Here is a 24861-nt window from a genome sequence, read left to right as displayed (position 1 = left end):
TCCTTGAAAACAGAATACTCTAAAGATTTTTATATAAAGTTAAGGCTGGCTGTTTCGCTATTGTTCTTATTTTTCAATTTAACCGCACAGGCACAGGATGATGAAGATGATAACGAAAAACAGGACACTCTTACCGGTTACAGTACTGCAAGGGTAGAGCTCGAAAATCCCAGGAGTATAGTACAGGGCTATACTTATGATCCAATTACAAATAAATATATTTACACGGAAAGTGTAGATGATTTTAATATCAACTATCCGCTTATCCTTACTCCCGAGGAGTATGAGGAGCTGGTTTTGCGTGAATCCATTCGCGAATACTACCAGCAAAAATCAAAGGCACTTGACGGTAAAGGAACAGAAGAGGAACAGAAAAACCTGCTCCCGCGGTATTATGTAAATTCCAAATTCTTTGAAACCATATTTGGTGGTAATACCATTGATATTAAGCCTCAGGGTTCGGTAGAGCTTGATTTGGGGGTTCGGTACACCAAGCAGGATAATCCGTCACTTTCACCAAGAAACAGAAGTACTTTTACCTTTGATTTTGACCAAAGGATCAGTATGAGTCTCCAGGGGCAGGTAGGTACTAAATTAGGGGTAACCGCTAATTATGATACCGAGTCGACCTTTGCATTCCAAAACCTTATCAAGTTAGAGTATACTCCCGATGAGGATGATATTATCCAGAAAATTGAAGTAGGTAATGTGAGCTTTCCGCTTTCTAACTCATTGGTTAGAGGGGCGCAAAGCCTTTTTGGTGTTAAGGCACAGTTCCAGTTTGGTAAAACTACTGTAACGGGGATTTTCTCAGAACAAAAGTCACAAACCAAAACCATAACCGCTCAGGGTGGTGGTACAGTGCAGGAGTTTAGTTTCTTTGCTGCTGAGTATGACAGTGACAAACACTTCTTCCTTTCACAATGGTTTAGAAATAACTATGATAAAGCATTAAAACAATATCCTTTAATAGATAGCCGTGTACAAATTACCCGTGTGGAAGTATGGGTTACAAACAGGCAAAACAGAATCAATTCTCAGGAAAATAACTCCCGTAACATTCTTGCACTACAGGATTTAGGTGAATCGCAATTAACCGGTTATTATAGTAATGCCGATATTACGGGTGATGCTGTAGGTTTTGCCAGTGGTGGTGCGCCGGGAGGTTTCTTTACTTCGAGCCCTAACTCGCCTTCTGATAATAGTAATAACGGACTTGATCCTTCTCTTGTTGATAATGGGAATAGCCCGTTTTTAAGTCCGTCGGTAAGGGAAATTGTAACGTTAAGTAACAATAGCTTTATTGGTGGTCTTGATGCTAACGAAGGGCGTGATTATGCTAAACTTGAAAATGCAAGGAAACTTACTTCAAATGAATTTACATTCCATCCGCAGTTAGGTTATATTTCCTTAAACCAAAGACTTTCTAACGATGAAATTCTTGCTGTGGCTTATCAGTACACCATTGGTGGCGAAGTGTATCAGGTAGGTGAATTTGCAACAGACGGTACCGATGCTACTTCGGTAACAGAATCAGATAACCCAAATGAAGACGCCTCTATCAGTACCAAGAGTCTTATATTGAAAATGCTTAAGAGTAGTTTGGTAAATGTAGATGAGCCGGTTTGGAATTTGATGATGAAAAACATCTATTCTATCCCGGGAGCTTACCAGTTAGAGCAGGAGGATTTCAAAATGAATATCCTTTATACCGATCCTTCTCCGCTAAACTATATTACACCGGCTACCGATGTTAATGGTAACATTATAGATCCATTCCCTACAGCCGGACCTGCAGAATTTGATAAGCAGGTTGCAGAAACACCTCTTTTAAGGGTGTTTAATGTAGATAGGTTAAGCTATGCTAATGACCCGCAGCCGGGAGGTGACGGTTTTTTTGACTTTTATCCGGGGATTACCGTAAACACTCAAAACGGTAATTTAATATTTACTACTGTAGAGCCATTTGGTCAATACCTGTTTGAAAAATTAAGGTTAGATAACTTAGAGAATTATGGTGACGAAAATGAAACCACCTATAATGCTAACCAGGAAAAATATGTATACCGCAGGCTGTACATGAGTACACAGGCAGATGCATCGCAGGAAAGTGCAAAAAATAAATTCCAGTTAAGAGGTAAGTTTAAATCCACCGGAGGTGACGGTATATCTCTGGGAGCGTTTAATATTCCTCAGGGTTCGGTTGTGGTAACAGCCGGTGGTCGTACACTTGTTGAAGGTGTAGATTATACGGTGAACTATCAGTTAGGTAGGGTACAAATTTTAGATGCTTCCCTTCAAAACTCCAATACGCCTATTGAGGTTTCTGTAGAGAACAATGCAGTATTCGGGCAACAAACCCGTCGTTTTGCCGGAGTGTATGTTGAGCATAAGTTTACCGATAAATTCTTGGTAGGGGCTACCTTATTGAATATGGCAGAAAGGCCGTTTACCCAAAAAACAAATTACGGGCAGGAATCAGTTAACAATACTATTTTCGGACTTAATACGACTTATTCTACAGAAGTGCCTTTCTTTACCCGACTGGTAAATAAACTTCCAAACATAGATACAGATGTTCCTTCTAACTTATCATTTAGAGGGGAAATAGCATACTTACAACCGGGAGCCTCAAAGGCAGACCAGTTTAACAGTGAGCCTACTACTTATGTAGATGACTTTGAGGGTTCACAAACTACTATTGATATGCGTTCGCCGCTATCGTGGTCGCTTGCCAGTGCGCCAATCACCCTGTTTCCGGGTAATGCGCCACCTGTAGATGATCTCTCTTATGGTTACCAGAGAGCTAAACTTGCATGGTATACCATAGATCCTACATTCTTTACAAACCAGCGTCCTACCGGTATTAGTGATGATGATCTGTCTTCAAACAGAACAAGACGTGTGTATTACAGTGAGCTTTATCCTGTGACAGATGTTGCACCGGGTCAAACTACAGTAGTTAATACTTTAGACCTTACTTATTTTCCGCAGGAAAGAGGTCCATACAACTATAACCCTACAGTAGCAGGTACAGGGGGTGTTTTTGACCAGGTACAGGCAGAACAAAACTGGGGAGGTATAATGAGATCTATAACCTCTACTAACTTTGAGCAAACCAATGTTGAATATATTCAGTTTTGGGTTCTTGACCCGTATTCAGGTAATGCCGGAGATGTAGCAGACCCTACTAATACAGGTATGCTTGAAATTAACCTTGGGGAAATATCTGAAGATATATTAAAAGATAACCGTAAGCAGTATGAGAACGGACTTCCGGCAGCGGGAGGAACTCAGCCAACATTTACATCTTCATGGAGTAGGGTTCCGGTTTCTCAATCGCTTATTTATGCTTTTGATACTGATACAGGTAACAGAGCTTTACAGGATGTAGGTCTTGATGGTTTAAGCGATCAGGAAGAAGCAGCAAAATTTGCTGCTCAGGGATATGGTGGTTATGAAGATCCTTCGGGAGATAACTATCAGTTTTTCCTGGATGCCGATGGCGATGTAATCAACAGATATAAAAATTATAATGGTACAGAGGGGAACTCTCCTGTAGATGTTACGAGTAATAGTAGAGGGTCTACTTCCCTGCCTGATGTAGAAGACATCAATAGAGATAATACCATGAATACCATTGATGCTTACTACAGGTATAGAATTCCTATTGAACCGGGAGTTCAGCCGGGGCAGGGCTATGTTATAGATGCAAGACCTTTTACTGTAGATGTGCCGGGTAATAATGGCGATGCAGGAAGTAATCAGGCTACAGGTAGATGGTTATTATATAAAGTGCCTATTGAAGTGCCGGATGAGGATGATGAACAATATGCGGTAGGAGGTATAACGAATACCCGTTCTATACGTTTTATGAGGATGTTTGTTTCCGGATTTAAAGAGGAAATAACCCTAAGGTTTGGTGCCTTAGACCTTGTAAGGGGTGAATGGAGAAGATATACAGGGTTATTTGATGAAGATACAGATCCTGACGGGAATACCAGTGATACTCAAACCGGCTTTGATGTAACATCGCTTAACGTACAGGAAAACGGAGCGCGCTCACCTATTAATTATGTATCACCACCGGGAGTTGTTCGTGAACAATTATATAGTGGTACTGCTGTTATTAATCAAAATGAGCAGGCGTTATCGTTAAGGGTTTATTCTACCAGCGGATCGGGTACAGATGGTGGTTTAGAGCCAGGCGATTCTCGTGCTGTATTTAAAAATGTAAATGTAGACATGCGCCAGTTTAAAAAGCTGAGAATGTTCCTGCATGCAGAACCATTGTCTGCCGGCGGAGGTGGAGCATTAGAAGAAAACGGTGCTGTACAGAGTGGAGAACTAAAAGCATTTATCCGTTTTGGTAATGACTTTACTGATAACTATTATCAGGTGGAAATTAAGCTTGATCAAACTTCGTTAAATGCAACTACGGCTGAAGCGATATGGCCTGAGGAAAATGAAATTAACTTACCGCTGGAATTGCTTACCCAAATAAAAATTTTAGCAATGCAGGATAACCTTCCTATTGACCAGGAAGGGGCAAGATATGCTGATGTGATTGATTTAGATCCTTCACTTGGCGACAGGATGACGGTAAGGATTAAAGGTAATCCTAACTTTGGTTTGGTGCGTACTTTAATGGTAGGTGTTAAAAACGGATATGAAGTAGGAGATCCCGGAGCCAGAAACCTTAGAGGTGAAGTTTGGTTTAATGAGTTACGCCTGTCAGATATGGACAGTAATGGAGGTATGGCTGCACTTGCCAGTATGGATACTAACTTTGCTGATTTTGCAAACTTTTCGGCAACCGGTAGAGTAAGTACTATAGGTTTTGGTACTATTGAGCAGGGACCAAATGAGAGAAGCAGGGAAGATGCTAAGCAGTATAATGTGGTAACTAATCTTAACCTTGGGCAGTTACTTCCTAAAAAATGGGGTATTAATCTTCCGTTCAACTATGGTGTGGGTGAAGAGATAATTACACCGGAATACGATCCGTTCCAACAGGATGTCAGGTTGGATCAGTTAATAGATTTAGCAGAGACACAGGCTGAAAAAGACAATCTTAAGGATAGGGCAATAGATTATACCAAGACAAAAAGTATCAACTTCATTGGCGTTAAAAAGAACAGATCGCCAGAGCAAAAACCTCATGTATACGATCCTGAAAACTTTACACTTTCATATTCGTACAATCAAACCAATCACCATGATTATGAGGTGGAAGATTTGGTTGATCAGCAGGTAAGGGCATCTGTAGATTATAGTTATTCGTTTAACAGTAAGCCTATTGAGCCTCTTGCTAAAACAAAGTTTATGAGTAAGAGCCAATACTGGAAGCTGTTAAGGGATTTTAACTTTAATTATCTGCCTACCAGTATTTCTTTTAGTTCTAATATATTAAGGCAATATAACAGACAGCAGTTTAGAAATGTAGATGTAGAAGGTATTCCTATTGATCCGCTTTACAGAAGGAATTATTTCTTTAACTATCAGTATGGTTTTAACTATGTGCTGTCAAAAGGGCTTAAGTTTAATTATAGTGTTTCTACCAGTAATATTGTTAGAAATTACCTTGATGAAAATAATGTCCCTATTGAAGATTTTACCATATGGGATGACTTTTGGAGTGTAGGTTCGGCTAATCAGCATACGCAGCAGCTTACCGTGAATTATGAAATTCCTATTAGTAAGTTGCCTATGTTTGCTTTTATTAAGCCAACATATACTTATAATACAACCTTTAACTGGCAAAGGTCTACTGATGGATTGCGCTATTTTGATGTGACAGATGTTAATGATGTAACTACTACATACGATTTAGGTAACCTTATTCAAAACTCGAGTTCACATAATTTGAATACTCAGTTTAATATGGATGTATTCTATAAGTATATTGGGCTTACCGGTAAAAAAGTAGCTAAAAATGCTAAGCCTAAACCACAGGCGCCTAAGCCGGGTCAAAAGGTTACTAACGATCAAAAAACAGGTGGCGATGGTAATGTATTATTAAACGGACTTGTAGGTGTTGTTACCAGTGTAAAAAACATAAGTGTTAAATATGTAGAGAATAGGGGTACTGTATTGCCAGGTTATATACCGGGTATAGGTTTCTTTGGTACAACTAAGCCCGGTCTTGATTTCGTTTTGGGTAGTCAGGGTGATATTAGGTATGAAATGGCACGCAATGGTTATCTTACTAACTATGAGGATTACAATCAGAACTTTACCAGGGTTAAAACCCAAATATTGAACATGACAGCTTCAATAGATTTATTCCCTGATTTAAAAATCGAATTAAGCGCTGATAGGACTTACTCTAAAAACGATTCAGAACAATATCACGTAGAGGATGGCTTGTACATAGCAGAATCTCCTTATACAACAGGTAGCCTTCAAATGAGTACCATACTTATTTCAACAGCATTCAGTAAGAGTGATGTAAATTCATCTGCAGCTTTTGATCAGTTCCGTACAAACAGGTTGGTTGTAGCTAACAGATTGGCTGAACAGCGTTATGGTACTACAAACTTCCCTGTATATAATGGTCCAGGTGATATTAATGCAGGTAGTGAATATAGTGTTGCCAATGCAGGTTATCCTTTAGGTTATGGTAAAAACTCTCAGGCAGTATTACTTCCTGCTTTTCTTTCAGCTTATTCGGGGCAGGATGCATCTAAGGTAAAAACGAGTCCGTTTAGAGATGTTCCGCTTCCTAACTGGGTAATTAAGTATACCGGTTTAATGCGTTACAAATACTTTAAAGAGAGGTTTAAACGATTTTCGTTACAACATGGATATAGGGCTTCATACAATATTAACTCTTACAGAACTAATTTGGAGTATGAATCAACACCTGTAGATGCTAACGGTAACTTTGCTAATAAGTACATTATATCTAATATTAACCTTGCAGAGCAGTTTAATCCGCTTATACGTGTTGATATGGAGATGAAAAACTCTATTAAGATATTGGCAGAGATTAAAAAAGACCGTACGCTTAATATGAGTTTTGATAATAACCTTTTAACGGAGGTTAAGGGTAATGAATATACTGTGGGGTTAGGTTACCGTATTAAAGATGTTACAATTAATTCAAGCCTGGCGGATAACCCTACAAATGTCATTAAGAGTGATATTGATTTAAAAGCCGATTTTACACTGAGGAAAAATGAAACCATAGTACGTTATTTGGATTATGATAACAACCAGTTAGGTGGTGGTCAAAACATATGGTCGGTTAAGTTTACAGCAAGTTATTCGTTCAGTAAAAACCTAACGGCTATATTCTATTATGATCATTCGTTCTCTAAAGCGGTTATTTCAACAGCCTATCCGTTAACAAATATTCGATCAGGCTTTACTTTGAGGTATAATTTTGGAAATTAATAAAAAAAACATTTTATAATTATTTTTATTCAGCATACATTTGCTAAAAATATAAACTAACATGAATATTCCGGCAGATTTAAAGTACACGAAAGACCACGAGTGGGTTAAAATTGATGGAGATGTAGCTATTGTAGGTATTACAGACTTCGCTCAAAAAGAACTAGGTGATATTGTTTATGTAGAGGTTGATACTCTTGACCAGACTCTAGACAGAGATGAAGTTTTTGGTACTGTTGAGGCAGTGAAAACGGTATCTGATCTTTTCTTACCACTATCGGGAGAGATAATTGAATTTAATGAATCTCTTGAGACTACACCGGAAACAGTTAACTCTGATCCTTATGGAGACGGTTGGATGGTTAAAGTGAAAATTTCTAACCCTGCAGAGGAAAGTGAACTTTTAACTAGTGACCAATATAAAGAACTAATTGGCGCATAATAAATCTTTTTGGGGTGCGGTTATCTGGCTGGTTGTAATCACAGTTATGTGTCTTATGCCTGCTAGTAACTTTAATGAGTTTGAAGAATTTCCAATCCCTTATAAAGACAAGATAGTTCATTTTACTTTTTACTTTGTGCTGGTTCTGTTGTGGAACTACGCATTTAAAATGAAGCAAAATATAAAAGTCAGACTTTTAATTTTTACAGGTGCAGTTTTTTACGGAGTTGTAATTGAGCTATGTCAAAAACTGTTTACGGTAACACGAAGTCCAGATATTACAGATGCTTTAGTTAATACTTTCGGAGCACTGTTAGGAACGATACTTTTTTGGCTTTTAAATAAAAATAAGCAATAATAAAATCCCGCATAATGCGGGATTTTTTATTTTTATAGTATGGATATAAGGCAATACATAGATTCTACCTATTTAAAAACTCCTGCTATGGCAGGTATTACCATTAAGGAAAACAAAGGGATTTTGAATAACCTTGTTAAGGATGCTGTTGTTAATGGTTGCAAATTAGTTATGGTAAGGCCTGAAATGGTTCCATTTGTTAAGGAGTTGCTTTCTGTTGAAAAGAGTAAAGTTTTGATTGGAACCGTGATTGATTTTCCTGAAGGTGAGGGTATGTTGTTTAAAAAGCTCGATGAAGCCAATAAGAGTATACAGGATGGTGCTGATGAGCTCGATTTTGTAATCGATTACAAAGCTTTTAAAAGAGGAGATATAGAGAAGGTAAAAGCTGATGTGATTGAGTGTACCCGTTTGTGTTTAGATCATAAAAAGGTAGTGAAATGGATTATTGAGGTAGCGGCTTTGTCAGATAAAGAGATTATTTCCATTACTGCATTGATTAAAAATGTAGTGCTGACTCATTTTTCAGAGTCGGATTATTTCAATGTATTCGTAAAGTCATCAACAGGGTTTTATAAAACGGAGGGGGGTAAGCCTAACGGAGCCACTATTCATTCAGTTAAGCTGATGCTTGAAAATTCTTTTCCGTTGCCGGTTAAAGCTGCCGGAGGGATACGTGATTACAATGAAGCTGTGCAGATGATTAGACTTGGTGTAAAGCGTATTGGTACATCTTCTGCCAGTGAAATAATTGCCGGAGAGCAGGCTTCAGGTGGGTATTAAAAACAAAAAAACCTTCCCGGTATGGAGGAAGGTTTCTTTTTCATAGCAATTTTTCCCAATTTTTCTTTTTCGTTACACCTGCACTACCATAGCAGCTGTATATATATAGATGCATATTTATCGCAAAAGGTTGCGTTGGGTAGTGAAAAAAAATATTTTTTTTATAAAATCCCTTTTTAAAAAGCTAATGCTTTGATGAAAAGCAATTTTTCAAGTATCTTTGCGCCAGTTTTTGAAAACAATGAAAATTACTTTGGATACTACTGAAAAAACTATTTCCGTTAAGTCTTTATTTGCAGATTTTACAGCAATTACCAAGGCAAGGCTTGCGGTGAGTGTTGTTTTTTCGTCTATGGCAGGATATCTGTTAGGCTTTTCTGATGCAAATCCGTTTAGCTGGGTTACATTTATTTTACTTGGAATAGGCGGTTACTGCATGGTTGGAGCATCAAATGTTTTTAACCAGATAATAGAAAAAGACTTGGATTCCCTTATGGACAGGACAAAAAACAGACCTGTTCCTTCCGGAAAAATATCTGTAAAAAATGCTTTTTGGTTAGGTTGTCTGCTTACTGTGTTAGGGATAGGGATACTTTATGCGATTAATCCTAAAACAGCTATGTTTGGGGCAATCTCAATTTTTCTTTACACCAGTGTTTATACTCCTTTAAAAACCAAAACACCTCTTGCTGTATTTGTTGGGGCTTTCCCCGGGGCTATACCTTATATGTTAGGATGGGTAGCTGCAACAAATAATTTCGGTATTGAGGCAGGTACACTGTTTATGATTCAGTTTTTCTGGCAATTTCCTCATTTTTGGGCTATTGGCTGGTTTTTATATGACGATTATAAAAAAGCAGGTTTCTTTATGCTTCCTACAAGGAAAAAAGATAAGAAAACGGCTTTATATACCATATTGTATACCGTTTGGTTAATATTAGCATCATTGCTTCCTGTTACAGGGTTTACAGGTGAGCTTAAACTAAGTTATGTTTCTGCGGCAGTTGTGTTGCTTGTAGGAGTGTGGATGCTTATTTATGCAATTAAACTTTATAAAAAAATGGATGGGCCTGCTGCCCGAAAACTTATGTTGGTAAGTGTATCATATATTTCCCTGTTACAGGTGATATATGTAATAGATAAATTTATTAGATAATTATGGTAGAGAAAATGACTGCCCAGGAGCATATGGAAAGAAATGCGAAATCAAAGAAAATGCTGCTTTGGTTTGCTATGATTAGTATGTTTATGACTTTTGCCGGTTTAACGAGTGCTTATGTTGTGAGCGCATCAAGGCCTGACTGGTTGAATGATTTTAAACTTCCGCAGGCTTTTTTAATCAGTACTGTAGTTATTGTTTTAAGTAGTATTACGTTTCATATGGCTAAAACCTTTGTAAAAAAAGGGAACAATAGTATGGCCGGTACAATGCTTTTGGCTACATTGGCGTTAGGTATTGCTTTTGTTTTTTGTCAGTTTAACGGCTTTAATGAGATTATAGAAAGTGGTTATTTTTTCACCGGTAGCGAGAGTACTGTGACAACATCTTTTGCTTACATTGTTATTGTGGTACACATGGCTCACCTTTTTGCCGGGCTTATTGTGCTTTTGGTGGTAATTTATAATCATTTTAAACAAAAATACAACTCTTCTCAAACGCTTGGTATAGAGTTAGGTGCGATGTTTTGGCACTTTCTCGATGTTTTGTGGGTTTACTTGTTTTTGTTTTTGTATTTCTATTAATAAAAAAAAATGTAAATTTGGAAACTTTTTATAATTAACTAACTTTTATGGCAGCGACAGTTACTTCTTCAGCTACTACAGGTAAAACATGGGACGGCGGTAATGAACCTATGGGCGCGAGTTACGGCAAGATGATGATGTGGTTCTTCATCGTATCAGATGCTCTAACTTTCTCAGGATTCCTTGCAGCTTACGGTTTTTCAAGATTTAAATTTATAGAAACATGGCCTATTGCGGATGAGGTGTTTAATCACTTCCCGTTTATGCATGGTGTTGATGCACCTATGTACTATGTAGCGTTCATGACATTTATCCTGATCTTTTCATCAGTAACCATGGTACTTGCCGTAGATGCGGGGCACCAGTTGAAAAAAACAAAGGTTGCTGTTTATATGGCTCTTACCATTGTAGGAGGTTTTATATTCTTAGGTTCTCAGGCTTGGGAGTGGAAAAACTTCATTAAAGGTGAATATGGAGCAATTGAAACTAAAGGTGGAGCAATTCTTCAGTTTGTTAAACAAGGTGAAGATGGTGGCTACGAAAGAGTAAAACTTGCTGATTTTGCTGCTCACATTGAAACAGACCGTATAAATAATACCAGAAGTCATGGTATTTGGTTTGAAGATGCTGCAGCTTTACCAAGCTTTACTGTTGAAGAGGTTGCTAAAGGACTTGAGGCACATCCTGAAGTTTTAATCAGAACAGAAGTAATTAAAGATAAACATAAGACAGTACTTTCAAGAGAAGAATCTCTGGTAAGGATTAAAGATGCTCAATATGTAGTTGAGGGTGCTAACCTTGTTAGAAACGAATACGGTCACAAATTGTTTGCAAACTTCTTCTTCTTTATTACAGGTTTCCACGGTTTCCACGTATTCTCTGGTGTAATGATCAATATCATTATTTTCCTTAACGTGTTATTAGGAACTTACGAAAGAAGAAAGAGCTATGAAATGGTAGAGAAAGTTGGTCTTTACTGGCACTTTGTAGACTTAGTTTGGGTGTTTGTATTTACATTCTTCTATCTTGTTTAATTGTTAAAAGTATTAATGTCATGGCACATACTCACGAATCCAATACAAAAAGAATCTGGACCGTTTTCGGACTACTGTCAGTAATTACAATTGTGGAGGTAGCATTAGGTATTGTAAAACCTGATTTCCTTTTCAAAACTGACTTGTTTAAAATGCACCTACTTAACTGGATATTTATTATCCTTACAGTAGTAAAGGCTTATTATATCATGTGGGCTTTCATGCACCTTGAAGGTGAGAAGGCTAATTTAAGATGGTCTATTGTAGCTCCACTGGTATTCCTAATTATCTATTTAGTGTTCATCTTACTTATAGAAGGTAATTATGTATTTGATGTGTTCCAGGTTTCTCAATATAAATGGATATTCTAAAGAGCACATATTAACGATAAAAAAGGCGGTTTTTCAACCGCCTTTTTTTATTTTTGTACCCGGAAACTTCCCCTCAATATTATGAAAAAAAAGTTTGTCCTTATACTGCTGCTTATATTCCCTATAACAGCTTATGTTTACTTCTCAATGGTAAAGCATAACTCTATTTATTTGTCTACACTTGTGAAGAATGTAGATGAATTGCCTGAAGGGACCACTCTCAATGGAATGAAGGTACATTTACTGGATAAGATAACCGTAGTTGGTTTTCCCGGAGATGACCTTACAAAGAGAAAAGAGAGCCTTTTTAACCTGAATCAGAAGATTTATAATAAATGTGCCGAGTTTGATGACTTTCAAATGGTAATGTTGCTTCCTAAAGGTAGTGACGAAGAGGTGAAACAGGTTATTTCTGATTTGAAACGAATGAGTGACTTATCGGGGTGGAGATTTCTTTTTACTGAGCCAGAAAATATAGAGGCATTTCACAGGTCATTACAAACCAAACAACCCCTTGATAAAGATTATGGGTCGTTTTATGTTTATATAATCGATAAAGAGAGAAATCTTAGAGGTAGAAACGGGGAAGTTGAAAGTGAAAAAGGTAATAATGTTATGGATGGTTATAATACCTTTTCTGCTGCTGAACTTCATAATGAGATGACCGATGATATAAAAATCATTTTAAGGGAATACAGACTTGCCCTGAAAAAGAATACGGGTAAAGGAGTTAAAAGAGAAATCTAATTACAATGAAAAATAAATCATATATAGGTATATCGTTTATTGTCCTGGTTTTTGGTATTTGGGCGGTAAAAGAGATAGGTGAACGCTTTAGTAAATCTGATTTGGTAGAGATAGGGCCTGTTCCTTCTTTCGAATTGACAGATCAGAATAACAAAACTATTACTGATAAAGATTACTTGGGTAAGGTGTATGTGGTAGAATTCTTTTTCTCTACCTGTCCTACTATTTGCCCTGTGATGAACCAGAATATGCTTGAGATACAAAATGAATATTATGGAAACCCTGAGTTTGGTATAGCGTCTATTACTATTAATCCGGAGTATGATACTCCAAAAGTATTAAAGCAACACGCCGAAGATTTAGGAGTTAAACATTATAACTGGCATTTTTTAACGGGAGATAAGGATTATATTTTTAACCTTGCCGAAAAAGGTTTTAATCTTTATGCAGGACAAAACGATAAAGTGCCGGGAGGTTTTGAACATTCGGGTTTGTTTGCTCTTGTAGATAAGGATGGTAATATAAGATGCAGGGAAGATCAATATGGTAATCCTATTTTGTATTATGACGGACTGGAGGAAGAGGGTGTTAAGGCAATCAAAGAAGATATACGAAAATTATTAGCAGAATAATATGGATACAGCAGCTCAAAGTGTTGAAAAAAAGTACAGGGTTTGGATAATACTGTTATCAGTTGTTATACCTATTGCCGTTGCAGTACTTTTTAGTGTTAAGCTTAAGGATTTTGGTTTTGATGTAGAACCTTTGTATTTCCTTCCGCCTATATATGCAGGGATTAACGGTCTTACAGCTGTGGTGCTTGTAGTGGCAGTTATGGCGATTAGGAGAGGTAAACAAAAGTTGCATGAAAACCTTATGAAGTTTGCTATAACTCTTTCCTGTATGTTCCTTGTAATGTACGTGGCTTACCATATGACTGCTGACTCTACCATATTTGGTGACTTTAACCATAACGGTGTGTTAGAGCTTTCTGAGCAAAATGAAGTAGGCTTTTCAAGGTACATATACTTGTTTATCCTTTTATTTCATATAGCGCTTTCTGTAATCATTATTCCGCTTGTGTTGTTGACTTATGTAAGGGCTTTGTCAAAAAGCTTTGTAAGGCACAGAAAACTGGCTCGTATCACCTATCCGTTATGGTTGTATGTTGCAGTTACAGGAGTGGTGGTTTATTTGATGATATCGCCTTATTATAACTATTAAATAAAGAACGTTATGAATAACGGACTTAAAAAATATGTGCTGCTACTTGTGGTGGTGTTTCTTTCTGTTGATGTGCAGGCACAATGTGCAATGTGTAGGGCAGCTTTAGAAAGTAGTGACAGTGGTATAAAGCCCGAAGCGGTTAACGACGGTATAGTATACCTCATGGCATTTCCCTACATACTTGTAGGTCTTGTAGGATTTGCAGTTTATAAACTCAGGAAAAAGAAAGTTGCTAAGGCAGAGTAATAATAAAATAGACGGCTACTTCATGCCGTCTATTTTTATATTCATATTGCCCGAAGTTTTGATAAAGGCTATAATGGCACTGTCTGTAAGCACGATTTTATCAAACTCAAAACCGTTTAGTTTTCCGTTTACAAAAATTCCCGGCATCGGTGAATAATTGTCCAGGTATGGGGCAAGGCTTCGTTCGCCTTCATTTAGGTTTTCGGTTATAGTGTATCGGCAGTTCTCCTGTATTTTCAATAATACTGTTTTTTCCGCTAGCCAGTTTGCGGTTTTTATTAAAACACTTTTTGTGTCCAAAACATAATCCAGCCTGTCAAAATAAATTTCCTGTGTTGTGGCATTATAACTTGGATATCCAGAAAGGTAAATAGTTCCGTTAATACTCCCCGACATGTTTAGGGCTATTATCATTTTTCCGTCCTTATGCCATAGGTCAACATTATTTACGGTTACCTTCTGGCTGCCTGAGCCAAATTCCTGTCCTTTAAAGTTTTTAGTTATAATTTTTGAAGCGCTCTCATAGGTTGATATTCCGGCTACTACCACATTAACCTTATCAGGCATTTTGCTTACCGCCTTCAGTGCAACCTTATCTTTGTTAAAAGTATTGACCGGCTTTTGTCCTATCATGGTTTGCATGGTACATTTAAGTCCCATGTCCATAGTGATTTGTTTGTTTTTCAAAACAGCATCGGTCACATAAAGTTCTATTGGGTTGAGTTTAAACCATGCTTCATATTGTTCGTTAGAGAGGAACGGGGTGCTTATTTTATCCAGTGCATCCAGCACGTTCGGTTTAAAATTGGTAGCTTCTTTAATAGCATTGTCCAGCATCTCTTCAATTTTAGATTTAAAGAGTTTTACCGCAGGGTTTATAAGGTAGGTTATAGCTACTTTTTGTCCGGCAATAGTTGTGGTTGGACTTTCCTGCCATTTAATTTTTTCCAGGCTGGTATCGGTTTTAAGCTCCCAATTGGTTAATCCTACTCTACTCTCCATTGTTACAATGGCGTTAAGATCAAACTCTCTGGTGTCTTCAATGTTTATACCAAGTGCCGATGTGCCATATTTTACTTTGGCATTTATTTTTATGGGTACTCTGGATTTTAGTTTTCCGTTTTCATCGGTAAATTTTATGGGAGCGGTTTTCCATATTTTCAGGGCGATATCATCATCGTTAATATCATTGTCTTCATAAATAAGTCCGGTGAAAAATTTGTTGAGCTGACTTTCAATGTCGCTCAGGGATATAGTTACGGGCAGGTTTATAAATGATGTTGTGGTTTCATAAACCGTTGGAGTGTTTTTTGAAGGTTCGGGCTTTAATGCCTGTATGTGTTTTGTTGTGGAACAGGCTGTGAGTATAAAGGCTAACAGGCTAAACACGAGTAACTTTTTCATTAAGTGTGCGGCTTTTTTTTGGCTAATTTAAGAGTTAATTTGTAACATTTACAATATCTTGTCGACTAAAAGTATAGAGTATAAGGCTATTTACTTTAAATAAAATAAATACCTTTGTCAAACCCGTATTTTTACGCTATGAAAACCAACCTACGAATAACTTTTTTATTGTTTTTTTTATTTTCGGCTTTCGTTTCCTTTTCTCAGGAAAAGAAATGGACGCTTGAGGAGTGTGTGAATTATGCTTTGGAAAAAAACATTTCGATAAGGGAAGCCGGTCTTGATGTCCAGTTAGCAGCAGTTAATAAAAGTGATGCTTCAGGGAACTTTATGCCGAGTGTTAATGTTAATGCCAGCCATTTTTGGAATATAGGTTTAACTCAAAGTATTACCGGTATACTTGAACAGCAAACTACCCAGTTTACTAATGCCGGTGCGAGTGCCAGTATTGACCTGTACAAAGGACTTTTAAACCAAAAACAGTACCGCAGGCAAAAAATGGCACTGGTAGCAAGCCAGTATCAATTGGTTAAAATGAAAGAAGATATTTCGCTGAATGTAGCTAATGCATTTCTTGAGATACTGTTTAATAAAGAGAATTTAAAAGTACAGCAGGAACAGCTAAAAGTTGATTTGGAACAGAAAAACCGTACTGCCGATCTTGTTGAAGGAGGTATGGTGCCAAGAGGTGATCTTTTAGATATTGAGGCTACTGTTGCAGCCGACAGACAAAAGGTAATACAGTCAGAAAACCAATTGCTTATTTCTAAACTTAGCCTTGCACAGCTGTTACAACTGGAGGAGTTTTGGAAATTTGATATAGCAGATGAGGAGTATGACCTAACTGAAAGTGAGGTAATGCTTAATACCCCTATGCAGGTATATGATAAGGCAAGAGAACTGCGTACGGAAATCAAAATAGCCCAGGCGAACCTTGGAGTGGCCGAGCAGGATGTGAAAATTGCCCGTGCTGCATACCAGCCTACACTTACCGGCTTTTATAACCTGAATACAAGGGTTACCTATGCTGATTATTCCTCTTTTGAAAACGGACAGGTAGTGAGTATTACACCACCGCCATTCTGGAATCAGTTTTGGGATAATAAAGGGCATTCTTTCGGTTTTCAGTTGAACATTCCAATATTCAATGGTTTTTCTACCCGTAATAGTGTGAGGAAATCTAAAATAGCCCTAGAGCGTTCTAAATTGGCTTTTGAAAGGGAAGAGCTGGATTTACAGCGTAACGTGTACACGGCTTATACAGATGTACAGGGAGCGCAAAAAGCGTATGAGGCAGCCGTATCGGCGGCAAATGCCAGAAAGGAAGCGCTTATTTATGCTAAAGAACGCTATGAAGTGGGACTTATTAATGTTTTTGATCTTAATCAGGCTCAAACACTTTCGGCTAACGCACAAAGTGAAGTGCTTAGAACTAAGTACGATTATATATTTAAAGTTAAGATATTAGAATTCTATTTCGGTATACCAATTACTCAAAACTAAAACCTTATGTCTAAAAAGTCATTATATTATTTATTAGGAGCTGCTGCTGCTGTTGTAGTACTACTTATTGTTTTAAAGCAAAAAGGAGTTATAGGTAAAGGAGAAGAAGGTAAAGAGGTTGAAACTGCAAAAGTGGAAGCTATAACACTTACCGAAACAGTTTCGGCTACAGGAAAAGTACAGCCAGAGGTGGAAGTTAAAATATCTTCTGAGGTTTCGGGTGAGATAATTGAACTGCCTATAAAAGAAGGGCAGGCCATAAAAAAAGGTGATTTACTGGTTAGGATTAATCCTGATTTATATGAGTCGGGTGTTAACAGGAGTGCAGCTGCATTATCTACCGCTAAGGCAGGGCTAAGCCAGTCTGAAGCACAGTTAAAGGAAGCAGAGGCAAATTATAACAGAAACAGGTCACTTTATGATAAGGGAGTAATATCTAAATCAGAGTGGGATAAAATCGTTTCGGCTTATGAGGTGGCAGTTGCTGCAAAGCAATCGGCTTACTTTAATGTACAAAGTGCTAATGCTACAGTTAGCGAAGCACGCGATAACTTAAACAGAACAACCATATATTCACCTGTAGACGGTACCATATCTAAACTGGATGCCGAACTGGGTGAGCGTGTTGTAGGGACTCAGCAAATGGCAGGTACCGAAATTTTAAGGGTAGCAAACCTTAATAACATGGAGGTGGAAGTTGATGTTAACGAGAATGATATTGTTAAGGTTGAAATAGGAGATGAAGCAGATATTGAGGTAGATGCTTACTTAAAAAGAAAATTTAAAGGTGTTGTAACCAGTATATCAAATTCGGCAAGTAGTGATCTTACTGCCGATCAGGTTACTAACTTTAAAGTAAAAGTAAGGATACTTAAAGAGTCGTATGAAGATATGACTGAAGGTAAGGCATCTAATTACTCACCTTTCAGGCCTGGAATGACCGCTACAGTTGAAATTATTACCCAGCGTAAGGAAAATATACTTGCAGTGCCTATTAGTGCCGTAGTGATAAAAACAGATACCACATCGGCTAAAAAAGATGTTATTGCCGAAATGGAGCGCAAGGAAAAAGAGCAAAAAACAGGTAAACTGGATGAACGTTTTGAATGTGTATTTATAAACCAGGGAGGTAAAGCTGTTCTTAAGCCTATTAAAACGGGTATACAGGACGATACTAACATAGAGGTAGTAAGTGGGCTTGAAAAAGGTGATGAAGTGATTACAGGGCCTTATACGTTAGTTTCTAAAGAACTTAACCCAAATGACATGGTAAGGGTTAAACAGGATACATCTAAAAAGTAATTTTATACAGAAGGCAGGAGATAGAAATGGCTTTAATACTTAATATTGAAACAGCTACCAGAAACTGTTCTGTAGCTTTGTCTTTAAACGGAGAGGTGATTGCAGTAAGAGAAATAGCGGCCCAGGGATACCTGCACGCCGAAAAATTGCATGTTTTTATTGAAGAGTGTATGGCTGAGGCCAATAAGGAAATTAAAGACTTAAATGCAATAGCCATAAGTATGGGGCCGGGGTCTTATACCGGATTACGTATAGGTGTTTCGGCAGCTAAAGGGTTTTGTTATGCTTTAGGTATTCCGTTAATAGCGGTAGATACTCTGGAGGTGTTGGCGAGGAATATTGAGGTTGGAGAAGGTGAATATCTCTTACCTATGATTGATGCCAGAAGAATGGAAGCTTATACAGCCATTTTTGACAGTAACTACAATAAGCTAAGGGAGACCAAAGCTGAAATAATAACTGAAGAATTATTTACTGAGCTTAGCGGAAAAGTTCATCTTTTAGGTGATGGGGCTGCTAAGTGTAAAGAAGTACTAACAGATGATAAATTTGTTTATCATGACGAGGCATTGTTTCCCTCGGCTAAACAAATGTGCAGTATAGCGTATAATAAATACAAAATAAGCGACACTGTAGATGTCGCTTATTTCGAGCCTTTTTATTTAAAAGACTTTATTGTAAATAAATAATAATCTTAGATAAGAGTGCCAAGATAGTTTGCAAGTTGCTTTAGGTCTTCGTCCTCATCAGTAGAGATTTTATTTTCCTTAATAAAGGCTTTGATCTCTTTTTCTTTACCTGGTACAAGGCTTAAAACATCTTTTTTCTTAGTAGACATGTGTACTATTTCTCCGTTGTTAAACTGAATGTAGTACTCAATGTCATTTTTTCTGAACTGTGGAGCTTTATATCTTCCGTATCCGCTTGTAGGATGTTCTTCCGGCTGTAGGTAAATGCTTTCTTCTTTGTAAATACTTACTTTGTCGCTTTTATTTACAGTGATAAGGTAGCGTTGTTTACTTGTGCCTTCTTTATCTGTGTACTGAAGATATTCGTAACTAAGACCATTTCCTTTTAGCTGTACAATCTGGTTGTTTGCTGGTTTAAGAACCATCACTTCATCATTAATCTCTACTTCAATTTCATCATTGTAAGCGTTGTATCTTACCATAGAAATATCTTTAGAGCTGTCAACACTTGCAGGCATGAATTTCTCATTATAATATTGAGACCCCTGTGCAGTCTCAGCTTCAGTTTTTTTGGTGTAAATAGCACCAATCTGTCCGTCGTTGTAATTATATGTGGTTTGTTGGGCACTTAACAAAGCACATGAAAATAGGAATGGGATTACAAGTAATTTAGTTAATTTCATTTTTATAGTTTTTTTATGCTCAAAAATAGGTAATATAGCTAGGTTTTTATGTTAAAAAACGGCAACAAATGTGCCGTTTTACAAACCCTGCGTTTTTTTAACGCATTATGTTTTAATATATTATTTAAGAAGGCAGATTTTTTGTATCCAGGTTTCTTATAACAATATCTCTTTGAGGGAAAGGTATTTCTATCTTCTCCTGATCGAACATTAATTTTACATTTTCCTGAACATCAGAAAGCATTTGCCAGTAATCCTCATTTTTGGCCCAAGCCAGTATCTGGAAGTTAACCGAATTGTCTGCAAGTTCTTTTACCCTGATAATAGGAGCTGGTTCCTCTAATATTTTAGGTTCTTCGGCAACAATTTTAGTCAGTACATCTTTTACGTGTTTCATGTTACTGCCATATCCGGCACCAACTATAATTTCACCACGACGTGTTAATTCTTTTGAATAGTTTTTAATGTTACCGTTAGAAAGTGATCCGTTTGGAATGTAAATAACCTGATTGCTTGGGGTAGTAAGTTTGGTTGCAAAAATCTGGATTTCGTTCACGGTACCACCTTCACCCTGTGCCTCTATATAATCTCCAACCCTAAAAGGCTTGAATATTATAATAAGTAATCCGCCTGCAAAGTTGGATAGTGATCCCTGTAGTGATAAACCTATGGCTAAACCGGCAGCACCCAGTATGGCTACAAATGAAGAAGTTTGTACGCCGAGCTCGCCAATTACTGTAATAAAAAGCATTACTCTTAATGCCCAGGTAAGAATATCTAAAAGGAAGCGTACCGCAGTGGGGTCCATATCCCTTTTCTTCATTACTTTTACTATAATAGCTCTAATAAGTTTAATGGCTATTAAACCACCTATAAGTATACCTAATGCTACGAGGATTTTAGGAGTATACTCTAGTACTAAGTTTACAAACCAGTCATAATATGATTCAAAATTTTTCATTTCTATTTTATTTTTAAATTATTTAGAGTTTCACTTATTGAGGTATGCGGGAGTTCGCAGGTTTTATTTTTGCAAATATAAAAGAGCTGTTTGTCTTTCACAAAGCGGTTTTTGAGTATAGGTATACTACTTTCGCCAGTACTTCCTGCTATCAGTACATGTGGCAGGTATTCACTGTTTATAGTTTTAATTGACGTTGTTGCCTCTGTACCGCATACCGCCAGTTCCTTATTATCTGCCGAAAGATCCAGCCACAGGTTAAGCCAGTTAGAAAAAGCAGAAGGATAATCCATATTAGGGATCATGTTGTGCAGCATTTGCAGTGCTGTTTTTTCGTAGTAATTGTTGTCGAAAATTACACTTAGTTTATACAGCACATTTGCCATAACCGAATTTGATGCCGGGATTACATTATCTTCGGTTTCATAATGCGGTGTTATAAGCTGTTCTGCCTTTTGTGAATTATAGGCGAAGAACATTTTCTGTTCGTCATAAAAATTCTCCAGTGTATAGTCGGTTAGTTGTTTGGCATAAAGCAGCCATTTCTCATCAAGCGTAGCCTGGTACAGACTTATAAAAGCATCTGCCACATGGGCATAATCTTCTAAAAAGGCTTCAATTTTTGCTTTCCCGTCTTTGTAAGTACGCCATAAAAATCCGTCAGGATCCCAAAGGTACTCGGTTATAAATAATGCATTTTTACGTGCGGCATCCAGATATTGTTCTTCTCCCAGTGCTTTATAAGCATCTGCATATCCTTTTAGCATAATGGCATTCCATGAGGTAAGTATCTTGTCGTCAAGTCCGGGTTTGGTTCTTTTCTCCCTCTGGTGGAATAATATATTTTCCCATTTCTTCTTTTTACTGCTAAGCTCTTCTTGGGTATAGCCTAGTTCTTTTGCCAGTTTTTCAAGAGGCTCCTTTTGTATAAGTACATACTTTCCTTCTTCCCAGTGCCCGAAATCGTTTATATTGAAAACCTTTGCAAAGGCAGTAAAATCATCTTTTAGTAATTGCTGAAGTTCCTGTTGTTCCCATACATAAAAAGCACCTTCTTCACTATGTCCGTCGTTATCGGGACTGTCGGCATCCAGTGCGCTGTAAAAGGCACCGTTTGCTGTAGTAAGTTCGTCGCTAATAAAACGATGGGTTTTCTCTATAACTTCTTTATATAAAGGATTTTTGGTACGTTTGTAGGCTTCGGCATACAGGCTCATTAATTGTCCGTTGTCATAAAGCATTTTTTCGAAATGGGGTACATGCCATTTCATGTCTACCGAGTATCTTGAAAATCCACCGCCTATAGTGTCAAACAATCCGCCATATGCCATGCGGGTAAGGGTAAGGTCGGTAAAATTAAGCAGGTCTTCTGATTGTGCCTGATACCCATAGCGTTGCAGGAACAGGTAATTGTTAGGCATCATAAATTTAGGAGCACGGGCATAACCGCCAAAATCCCAATCAAAACTTTTAGACCATTTTTCTACCAGTGGTCTTATTGCATTGGGTTCAGGTATGTGCTCCTCTTCATTTGTATTAATAAGGCTCATAGCCTGTAAGCCTTCAATCAGCTTTCCGGCATATTCGGTTACTCTGTTAGGATCGGTTGCATAGAGTTGATGCAGTTGCTCCAGTGATGCAATCCAGTTTTCTTTTTTGAAATAGGTACCTCCCCAAACCGGCCTGCCATCGGGTAGTAAAACCACATTCATGGGCCAGCCTCCCTGCCCGGTCATTACCTGTACGGCTTTCATGTAAACGGCATCAACATCTGGTCTTTCTTCACGGTCCACTTTAATCGATACAAAATGGCTGTTCATTACTTTGGCCACTTCGCTGTCCTCAAAACTTTCATGTTCCATTACATGGCACCAGTGACAGGCCGAATATCCTACACTTAGTATGATGAGCTTATTTTCATCTCGGGCTTTTGCCAGAGCATGGTCGTTCCATGCTTTCCAATGTATAGGGTTATTGGCGTGTTGTAGTAAATACGGACTTGTTTCAAAGTGAAGTTCGTTCATAGGCTGCTTGTAAAAGCTGTAAAATTAAGGATTTTTGAACGGGAGACAATGTGTTTTAAGAAAACTCAAACACTTGTTGAGAGGTAAAATCATATGTTTTTCTACCAGTTACTTTTTTGCTTTCAGTTAAAAGATTTTAATGAGAAGAGTAAAGTGGCAAATTTTTTGTGAAATGTTTTATCTGTCTAACTGCATCTAATTTGTTTTCGCAAGTAGGCATAATTATTAAACTGTATTAAGAAACCTAAAAACATTATGAAAAAAATTGTGGCATCCTTATTACTGCTTAGCGCGGTAACTGCCTGTAAAAATGAAAACAAAGAAACAGTTGATGAACCTACTGTAGCAACAGAACAGGCTGAACCTGTAAAAGACACTATTGCTTATGCCGATTTTGGAATGGATACTACCGATTTGCCAAAAGGGCTTAAAGTAGGGGATATGGCTCCGGAAATTGCCATGACTACTGCCGATAATAAAACGGTTACACTGCAAAGCCTGTATGAAAAACAACCTGTTGTGGTATTGTTTTACCGTGCTTACTGGTGCCCGGTATGCAGCAGGCACTTAACTGAGTTTGCCGAAAGAGCTAAGGAGATTGAAGATAAAGGTGCTAAGCTGGTTATTATTACACCCGAAACCTATGAGAATGTAGCCAAAACCAAAGAACAAACGAAAACTGATTTCACTACCATATCTGACGCTGACGGAAGCATAATGCGTGCTTTTGATGTAGATTTTAAAGTAACCGACAGCTATCAGGATATGATTAAGGAAAAATTAAGCGCATCGGTAGCGGAAACTAATGCTACAGGTGAGGCTGTGTTACCGGTTCCGGCAACGTTTGTTATTGATAAAGGCGGTAAAATAGTGTATAGACACTTTAATCCTAACTATAGAGAAAGAGCAAGTGTTGAGGAAATTGTGGACCATTTGCCATAAGTATCAACCTAATTTTATATATAGTAAAAAACCCTCGCCGGCAATGCCTTTGAGGGTTTTTTCAATTAAACACAACGAAACGATTTTTATAACTTGCTAAGTACTCTCTCAGGATAATCGGTAATAATACCGTCTACTTTAAGCTGTATCATGCGGTTTATGTCTTCATCGTTATTCACCGTCCACGGAATAACGCGCATGTTTTTCTGTCTTAAAGAGTCTATGAAAGCCTCGTTTACCAACTTATAGTTAGGGCTGTAAATAGATGGTGTAAAATCCATTTGCAACAGGTTGCTCTCTATGCCCGGTTTTGCGGTAAGGTAAGCTAGGGTTACCTGAGGATATTTTTTATGCATTTCATTAAGGATAGCAGGGTCAAATGACTGAATGTTCATTTTGCCTATTATCGCTTTTTTAGTAAGTATCTGCATTACCATATCTACAAAAACAGCTGGATGTGGTTGACTGATACCATACTCTTTTTCCTCCGACTTGATTTCGATATTATAATATACAGGTTTACTATTATTTGCCTTTACATAGTTTTCTACGCTGTCTATCACTTCTTCAAGTAATGGCTTGTAGGTATGCATTTTTTGTTGTTGGGTAAAGTTTTTATTTCCTTTAGAGCCCGTGTCAAACTTCTTAATGCTGTCGTAGGTCATTTCATGCAGGTTATAACTGCGTTCGGTTTCCTTTGCAATAGAATCTCCTGCCGGAGTGGTAACATATAATGACGACATAAAAGGTTCGTGTGAAACCACTACTTTACCATCTTTAGAGATTACCACATCAAGCTCTACCACATCTGCTCCTTTTTTAACGGCACTTAAAAAGGCAGGTATGGTGTTTTCGGGGAAATTACCCCTGTCACCCCTGTGTCCCTGTACCTCTATAGTGATATTAGGTTGCTCAACAGTTTCCTGTACTTTCTTGCTTTCGTTTTTACAGGAAATTATTGCTCCTGCCATTGCGAAAACTAAATAGGCTTTATTATATTTCAT

General features: G+C 37.7%; 21 protein-coding genes. 16 read left to right on the top strand and 5 right to left on the bottom strand.

Going from position 1 to position 24861, the window contains the following annotated elements; all coding sequences use genetic code 11:
- The first annotated feature begins 3 nt into the window (after positions 1–3).
- The 12 genes from sov to Q763_RS10620 all read left to right on the top strand — a co-directional run bounded on the left by sov (position 4) and on the right by Q763_RS10620 (position 14349).
- Positions 4–7398, top strand: a complete 7395-nt coding sequence (gene sov, locus Q763_RS10675) for a T9SS outer membrane translocon Sov/SprA (RefSeq protein WP_052123386.1) — start codon at positions 4–6, stop codon at positions 7396–7398.
- Positions 7399–7459: 61 nt separating this feature from the next.
- Positions 7460–7840 (top strand): glycine cleavage system protein GcvH, encoded by a 381-nt coding sequence (gcvH, locus tag Q763_RS10670; protein WP_035134064.1) that lies wholly within the window; start codon positions 7460–7462, stop codon positions 7838–7840.
- Positions 7830–8198, top strand: coding sequence for a VanZ family protein (locus Q763_RS10665; RefSeq protein WP_035134062.1), 369 nt, complete (start codon positions 7830–7832; stop codon positions 8196–8198). Before gcvH ends, Q763_RS10665 begins: the two co-directional genes overlap by 11 nt.
- Before the next feature lie 39 nt (positions 8199–8237).
- Complete coding sequence (deoC, locus tag Q763_RS10660; RefSeq protein WP_035134060.1) at positions 8238–8981, top strand: deoxyribose-phosphate aldolase; 744 nt, start codon at positions 8238–8240, stop codon at positions 8979–8981.
- A 253-nt stretch (positions 8982–9234) separates the two neighbouring features.
- The gene (gene cyoE / locus Q763_RS10655; RefSeq protein WP_198133462.1) at positions 9235–10137 is read left to right on the top strand and encodes a heme o synthase; all 903 of its coding nucleotides are present in this window, start codon (positions 9235–9237) and stop codon (positions 10135–10137) included.
- 2 nt (positions 10138–10139) lie between these two features.
- On the top strand, positions 10140–10724 hold the full coding sequence (locus Q763_RS10650) for a cytochrome c oxidase subunit 3 (protein WP_035134056.1): 585 nt from the start codon (positions 10140–10142) through the stop codon (positions 10722–10724).
- Between the two features lie 47 nt (positions 10725–10771).
- Positions 10772–11758, top strand: a complete 987-nt coding sequence (locus Q763_RS10645) for a cytochrome c oxidase subunit 3 (protein ID WP_035134054.1) — start codon at positions 10772–10774, stop codon at positions 11756–11758.
- A 20-nt stretch (positions 11759–11778) separates the two neighbouring features.
- Positions 11779–12129 (top strand): cytochrome C oxidase subunit IV family protein, encoded by a 351-nt coding sequence (locus tag Q763_RS10640; protein WP_035134053.1) that lies wholly within the window; start codon positions 11779–11781, stop codon positions 12127–12129.
- Between the two features lie 81 nt (positions 12130–12210).
- Positions 12211–12876: a hypothetical protein gene (locus Q763_RS10635; protein WP_035134051.1), complete on the top strand. Its 666-nt coding sequence runs from the start codon at positions 12211–12213 to the stop codon at positions 12874–12876.
- A gap of 5 nt (positions 12877–12881) precedes the next feature.
- Positions 12882–13508, top strand: coding sequence for an SCO family protein (locus Q763_RS10630; protein ID WP_035134049.1), 627 nt, complete (start codon positions 12882–12884; stop codon positions 13506–13508).
- 1 nt (position 13509) lies between these two features.
- Positions 13510–14100, top strand: coding sequence for a DUF420 domain-containing protein (locus Q763_RS10625; RefSeq protein WP_035134046.1), 591 nt, complete (start codon positions 13510–13512; stop codon positions 14098–14100).
- Positions 14101–14112: 12 nt separating this feature from the next.
- Positions 14113–14349: a hypothetical protein gene (locus Q763_RS10620; protein WP_035134044.1), complete on the top strand. Its 237-nt coding sequence runs from the start codon at positions 14113–14115 to the stop codon at positions 14347–14349.
- A gap of 15 nt (positions 14350–14364) precedes the next feature.
- Here Q763_RS10620 and Q763_RS10615 read toward each other — a convergent pair whose 3' ends face one another.
- Positions 14365–15753, bottom strand: a complete 1389-nt coding sequence (locus Q763_RS10615) for a DUF4403 family protein (protein WP_035134042.1) — start codon at positions 15751–15753, stop codon at positions 14365–14367.
- A gap of 138 nt (positions 15754–15891) precedes the next feature.
- Here Q763_RS10615 and Q763_RS10610 point away from each other — a divergent pair, with 138 nt between their 5' ends.
- Genes Q763_RS10610 through tsaB form a run of 3 tightly spaced genes read left to right on the top strand, consistent with a single transcriptional unit; the run spans position 15892 to position 19247 of the window.
- Positions 15892–17256, top strand: coding sequence for a TolC family protein (locus Q763_RS10610; protein WP_035134040.1), 1365 nt, complete (start codon positions 15892–15894; stop codon positions 17254–17256).
- Between the two features lie 6 nt (positions 17257–17262).
- The gene (locus tag Q763_RS10605) at positions 17263–18558 is read left to right on the top strand and encodes an efflux RND transporter periplasmic adaptor subunit (protein WP_035134038.1); all 1296 of its coding nucleotides are present in this window, start codon (positions 17263–17265) and stop codon (positions 18556–18558) included.
- A gap of 26 nt (positions 18559–18584) precedes the next feature.
- Positions 18585–19247 carry a tRNA (adenosine(37)-N6)-threonylcarbamoyltransferase complex dimerization subunit type 1 TsaB gene (tsaB, locus tag Q763_RS10600; RefSeq protein ID WP_035134036.1) on the top strand — a complete coding sequence of 221 codons (663 nt, stop codon included), beginning with the start codon at positions 18585–18587 and terminating at the stop codon, positions 19245–19247.
- Between the two features lie 5 nt (positions 19248–19252).
- On the opposite strand, the gene Q763_RS10595 is transcribed toward tsaB, so the two are convergent.
- The 3 genes from Q763_RS10595 to Q763_RS10585 all read right to left on the bottom strand — a co-directional run bounded on the left by Q763_RS10595 (position 19253) and on the right by Q763_RS10585 (position 22915).
- Entirely contained in the window at positions 19253–19930 is a 678-nt protein-coding gene (locus Q763_RS10595) for a hypothetical protein (protein ID WP_035134034.1), read from the bottom strand.
- Positions 19931–20054: 124 nt separating this feature from the next.
- Positions 20055–20891, bottom strand: coding sequence for a mechanosensitive ion channel family protein (locus Q763_RS10590; protein ID WP_035134033.1), 837 nt, complete (start codon positions 20889–20891; stop codon positions 20055–20057).
- 2 nt (positions 20892–20893) lie between these two features.
- A complete protein-coding gene (locus Q763_RS10585) occupies positions 20894–22915 on the bottom strand; it encodes a thioredoxin domain-containing protein (protein ID WP_035134031.1) in 2022 nt (673 codons plus the stop codon).
- Positions 22916–23170: 255 nt separating this feature from the next.
- Between Q763_RS10585 and Q763_RS17490 the strand changes: the two genes are divergently transcribed.
- Positions 23171–23857, top strand: a complete 687-nt coding sequence (locus Q763_RS17490; RefSeq protein ID WP_052123384.1) for a peroxiredoxin-like family protein — start codon at positions 23171–23173, stop codon at positions 23855–23857.
- A gap of 86 nt (positions 23858–23943) precedes the next feature.
- Here the strand turns inward: Q763_RS17490 and Q763_RS10575 are convergent, their stop codons facing one another.
- Positions 23944–24861 carry a glycerophosphodiester phosphodiesterase family protein gene (locus tag Q763_RS10575; RefSeq protein ID WP_052123383.1) on the bottom strand — a complete coding sequence of 306 codons (918 nt, stop codon included), beginning with the start codon at positions 24859–24861 and terminating at the stop codon, positions 23944–23946.

This window comes from Flavobacterium beibuense F44-8, from assembly GCF_000769915.1.
Classification (GTDB): domain Bacteria; phylum Bacteroidota; class Bacteroidia; order Flavobacteriales; family Flavobacteriaceae; genus Flavobacterium; species Flavobacterium beibuense.
This window is presented reverse-complemented; position numbering and strand designations above follow the sequence as displayed.

Coding starts and splice junctions, on each gene's coding strand:
- tsaB (WP_035134036.1), top strand. CDS start 18,585: ATGGCTTTAATACTTAATATTGAAACAGCTACCAGAAACTGTTCTGTA.
- Q763_RS10575 (WP_052123383.1), bottom strand. CDS start 24,861: ATGAAATATAATAAAGCCTATTTAGTTTTCGCAATGGCAGGAGCAATA.
- Q763_RS10610 (WP_035134040.1), top strand. CDS start 15,892: ATGAAAACCAACCTACGAATAACTTTTTTATTGTTTTTTTTATTTTCG.
- Q763_RS10605 (WP_035134038.1), top strand. CDS start 17,263: ATGTCTAAAAAGTCATTATATTATTTATTAGGAGCTGCTGCTGCTGTT.
- gcvH (WP_035134064.1), top strand. CDS start 7,460: ATGAATATTCCGGCAGATTTAAAGTACACGAAAGACCACGAGTGGGTT.
- Q763_RS10635 (WP_035134051.1), top strand. CDS start 12,211: ATGAAAAAAAAGTTTGTCCTTATACTGCTGCTTATATTCCCTATAACA.
- Q763_RS10640 (WP_035134053.1), top strand. CDS start 11,779: ATGGCACATACTCACGAATCCAATACAAAAAGAATCTGGACCGTTTTC.
- Q763_RS10590 (WP_035134033.1), bottom strand. CDS start 20,891: ATGAAAAATTTTGAATCATATTATGACTGGTTTGTAAACTTAGTACTA.
- deoC (WP_035134060.1), top strand. CDS start 8,238: ATGGATATAAGGCAATACATAGATTCTACCTATTTAAAAACTCCTGCT.
- Q763_RS10595 (WP_035134034.1), bottom strand. CDS start 19,930: ATGAAATTAACTAAATTACTTGTAATCCCATTCCTATTTTCATGTGCT.
- Q763_RS10615 (WP_035134042.1), bottom strand. CDS start 15,753: ATGAAAAAGTTACTCGTGTTTAGCCTGTTAGCCTTTATACTCACAGCC.
- Q763_RS10630 (WP_035134049.1), top strand. CDS start 12,882: ATGAAAAATAAATCATATATAGGTATATCGTTTATTGTCCTGGTTTTT.
- Q763_RS10625 (WP_035134046.1), top strand. CDS start 13,510: ATGGATACAGCAGCTCAAAGTGTTGAAAAAAAGTACAGGGTTTGGATA.
- Q763_RS17490 (WP_052123384.1), top strand. CDS start 23,171: ATGAAAAAAATTGTGGCATCCTTATTACTGCTTAGCGCGGTAACTGCC.
- Q763_RS10585 (WP_035134031.1), bottom strand. CDS start 22,915: ATGAACGAACTTCACTTTGAAACAAGTCCGTATTTACTACAACACGCC.
- Q763_RS10620 (WP_035134044.1), top strand. CDS start 14,113: ATGAATAACGGACTTAAAAAATATGTGCTGCTACTTGTGGTGGTGTTT.
- Q763_RS10650 (WP_035134056.1), top strand. CDS start 10,140: ATGGTAGAGAAAATGACTGCCCAGGAGCATATGGAAAGAAATGCGAAA.
- Q763_RS10645 (WP_035134054.1), top strand. CDS start 10,772: ATGGCAGCGACAGTTACTTCTTCAGCTACTACAGGTAAAACATGGGAC.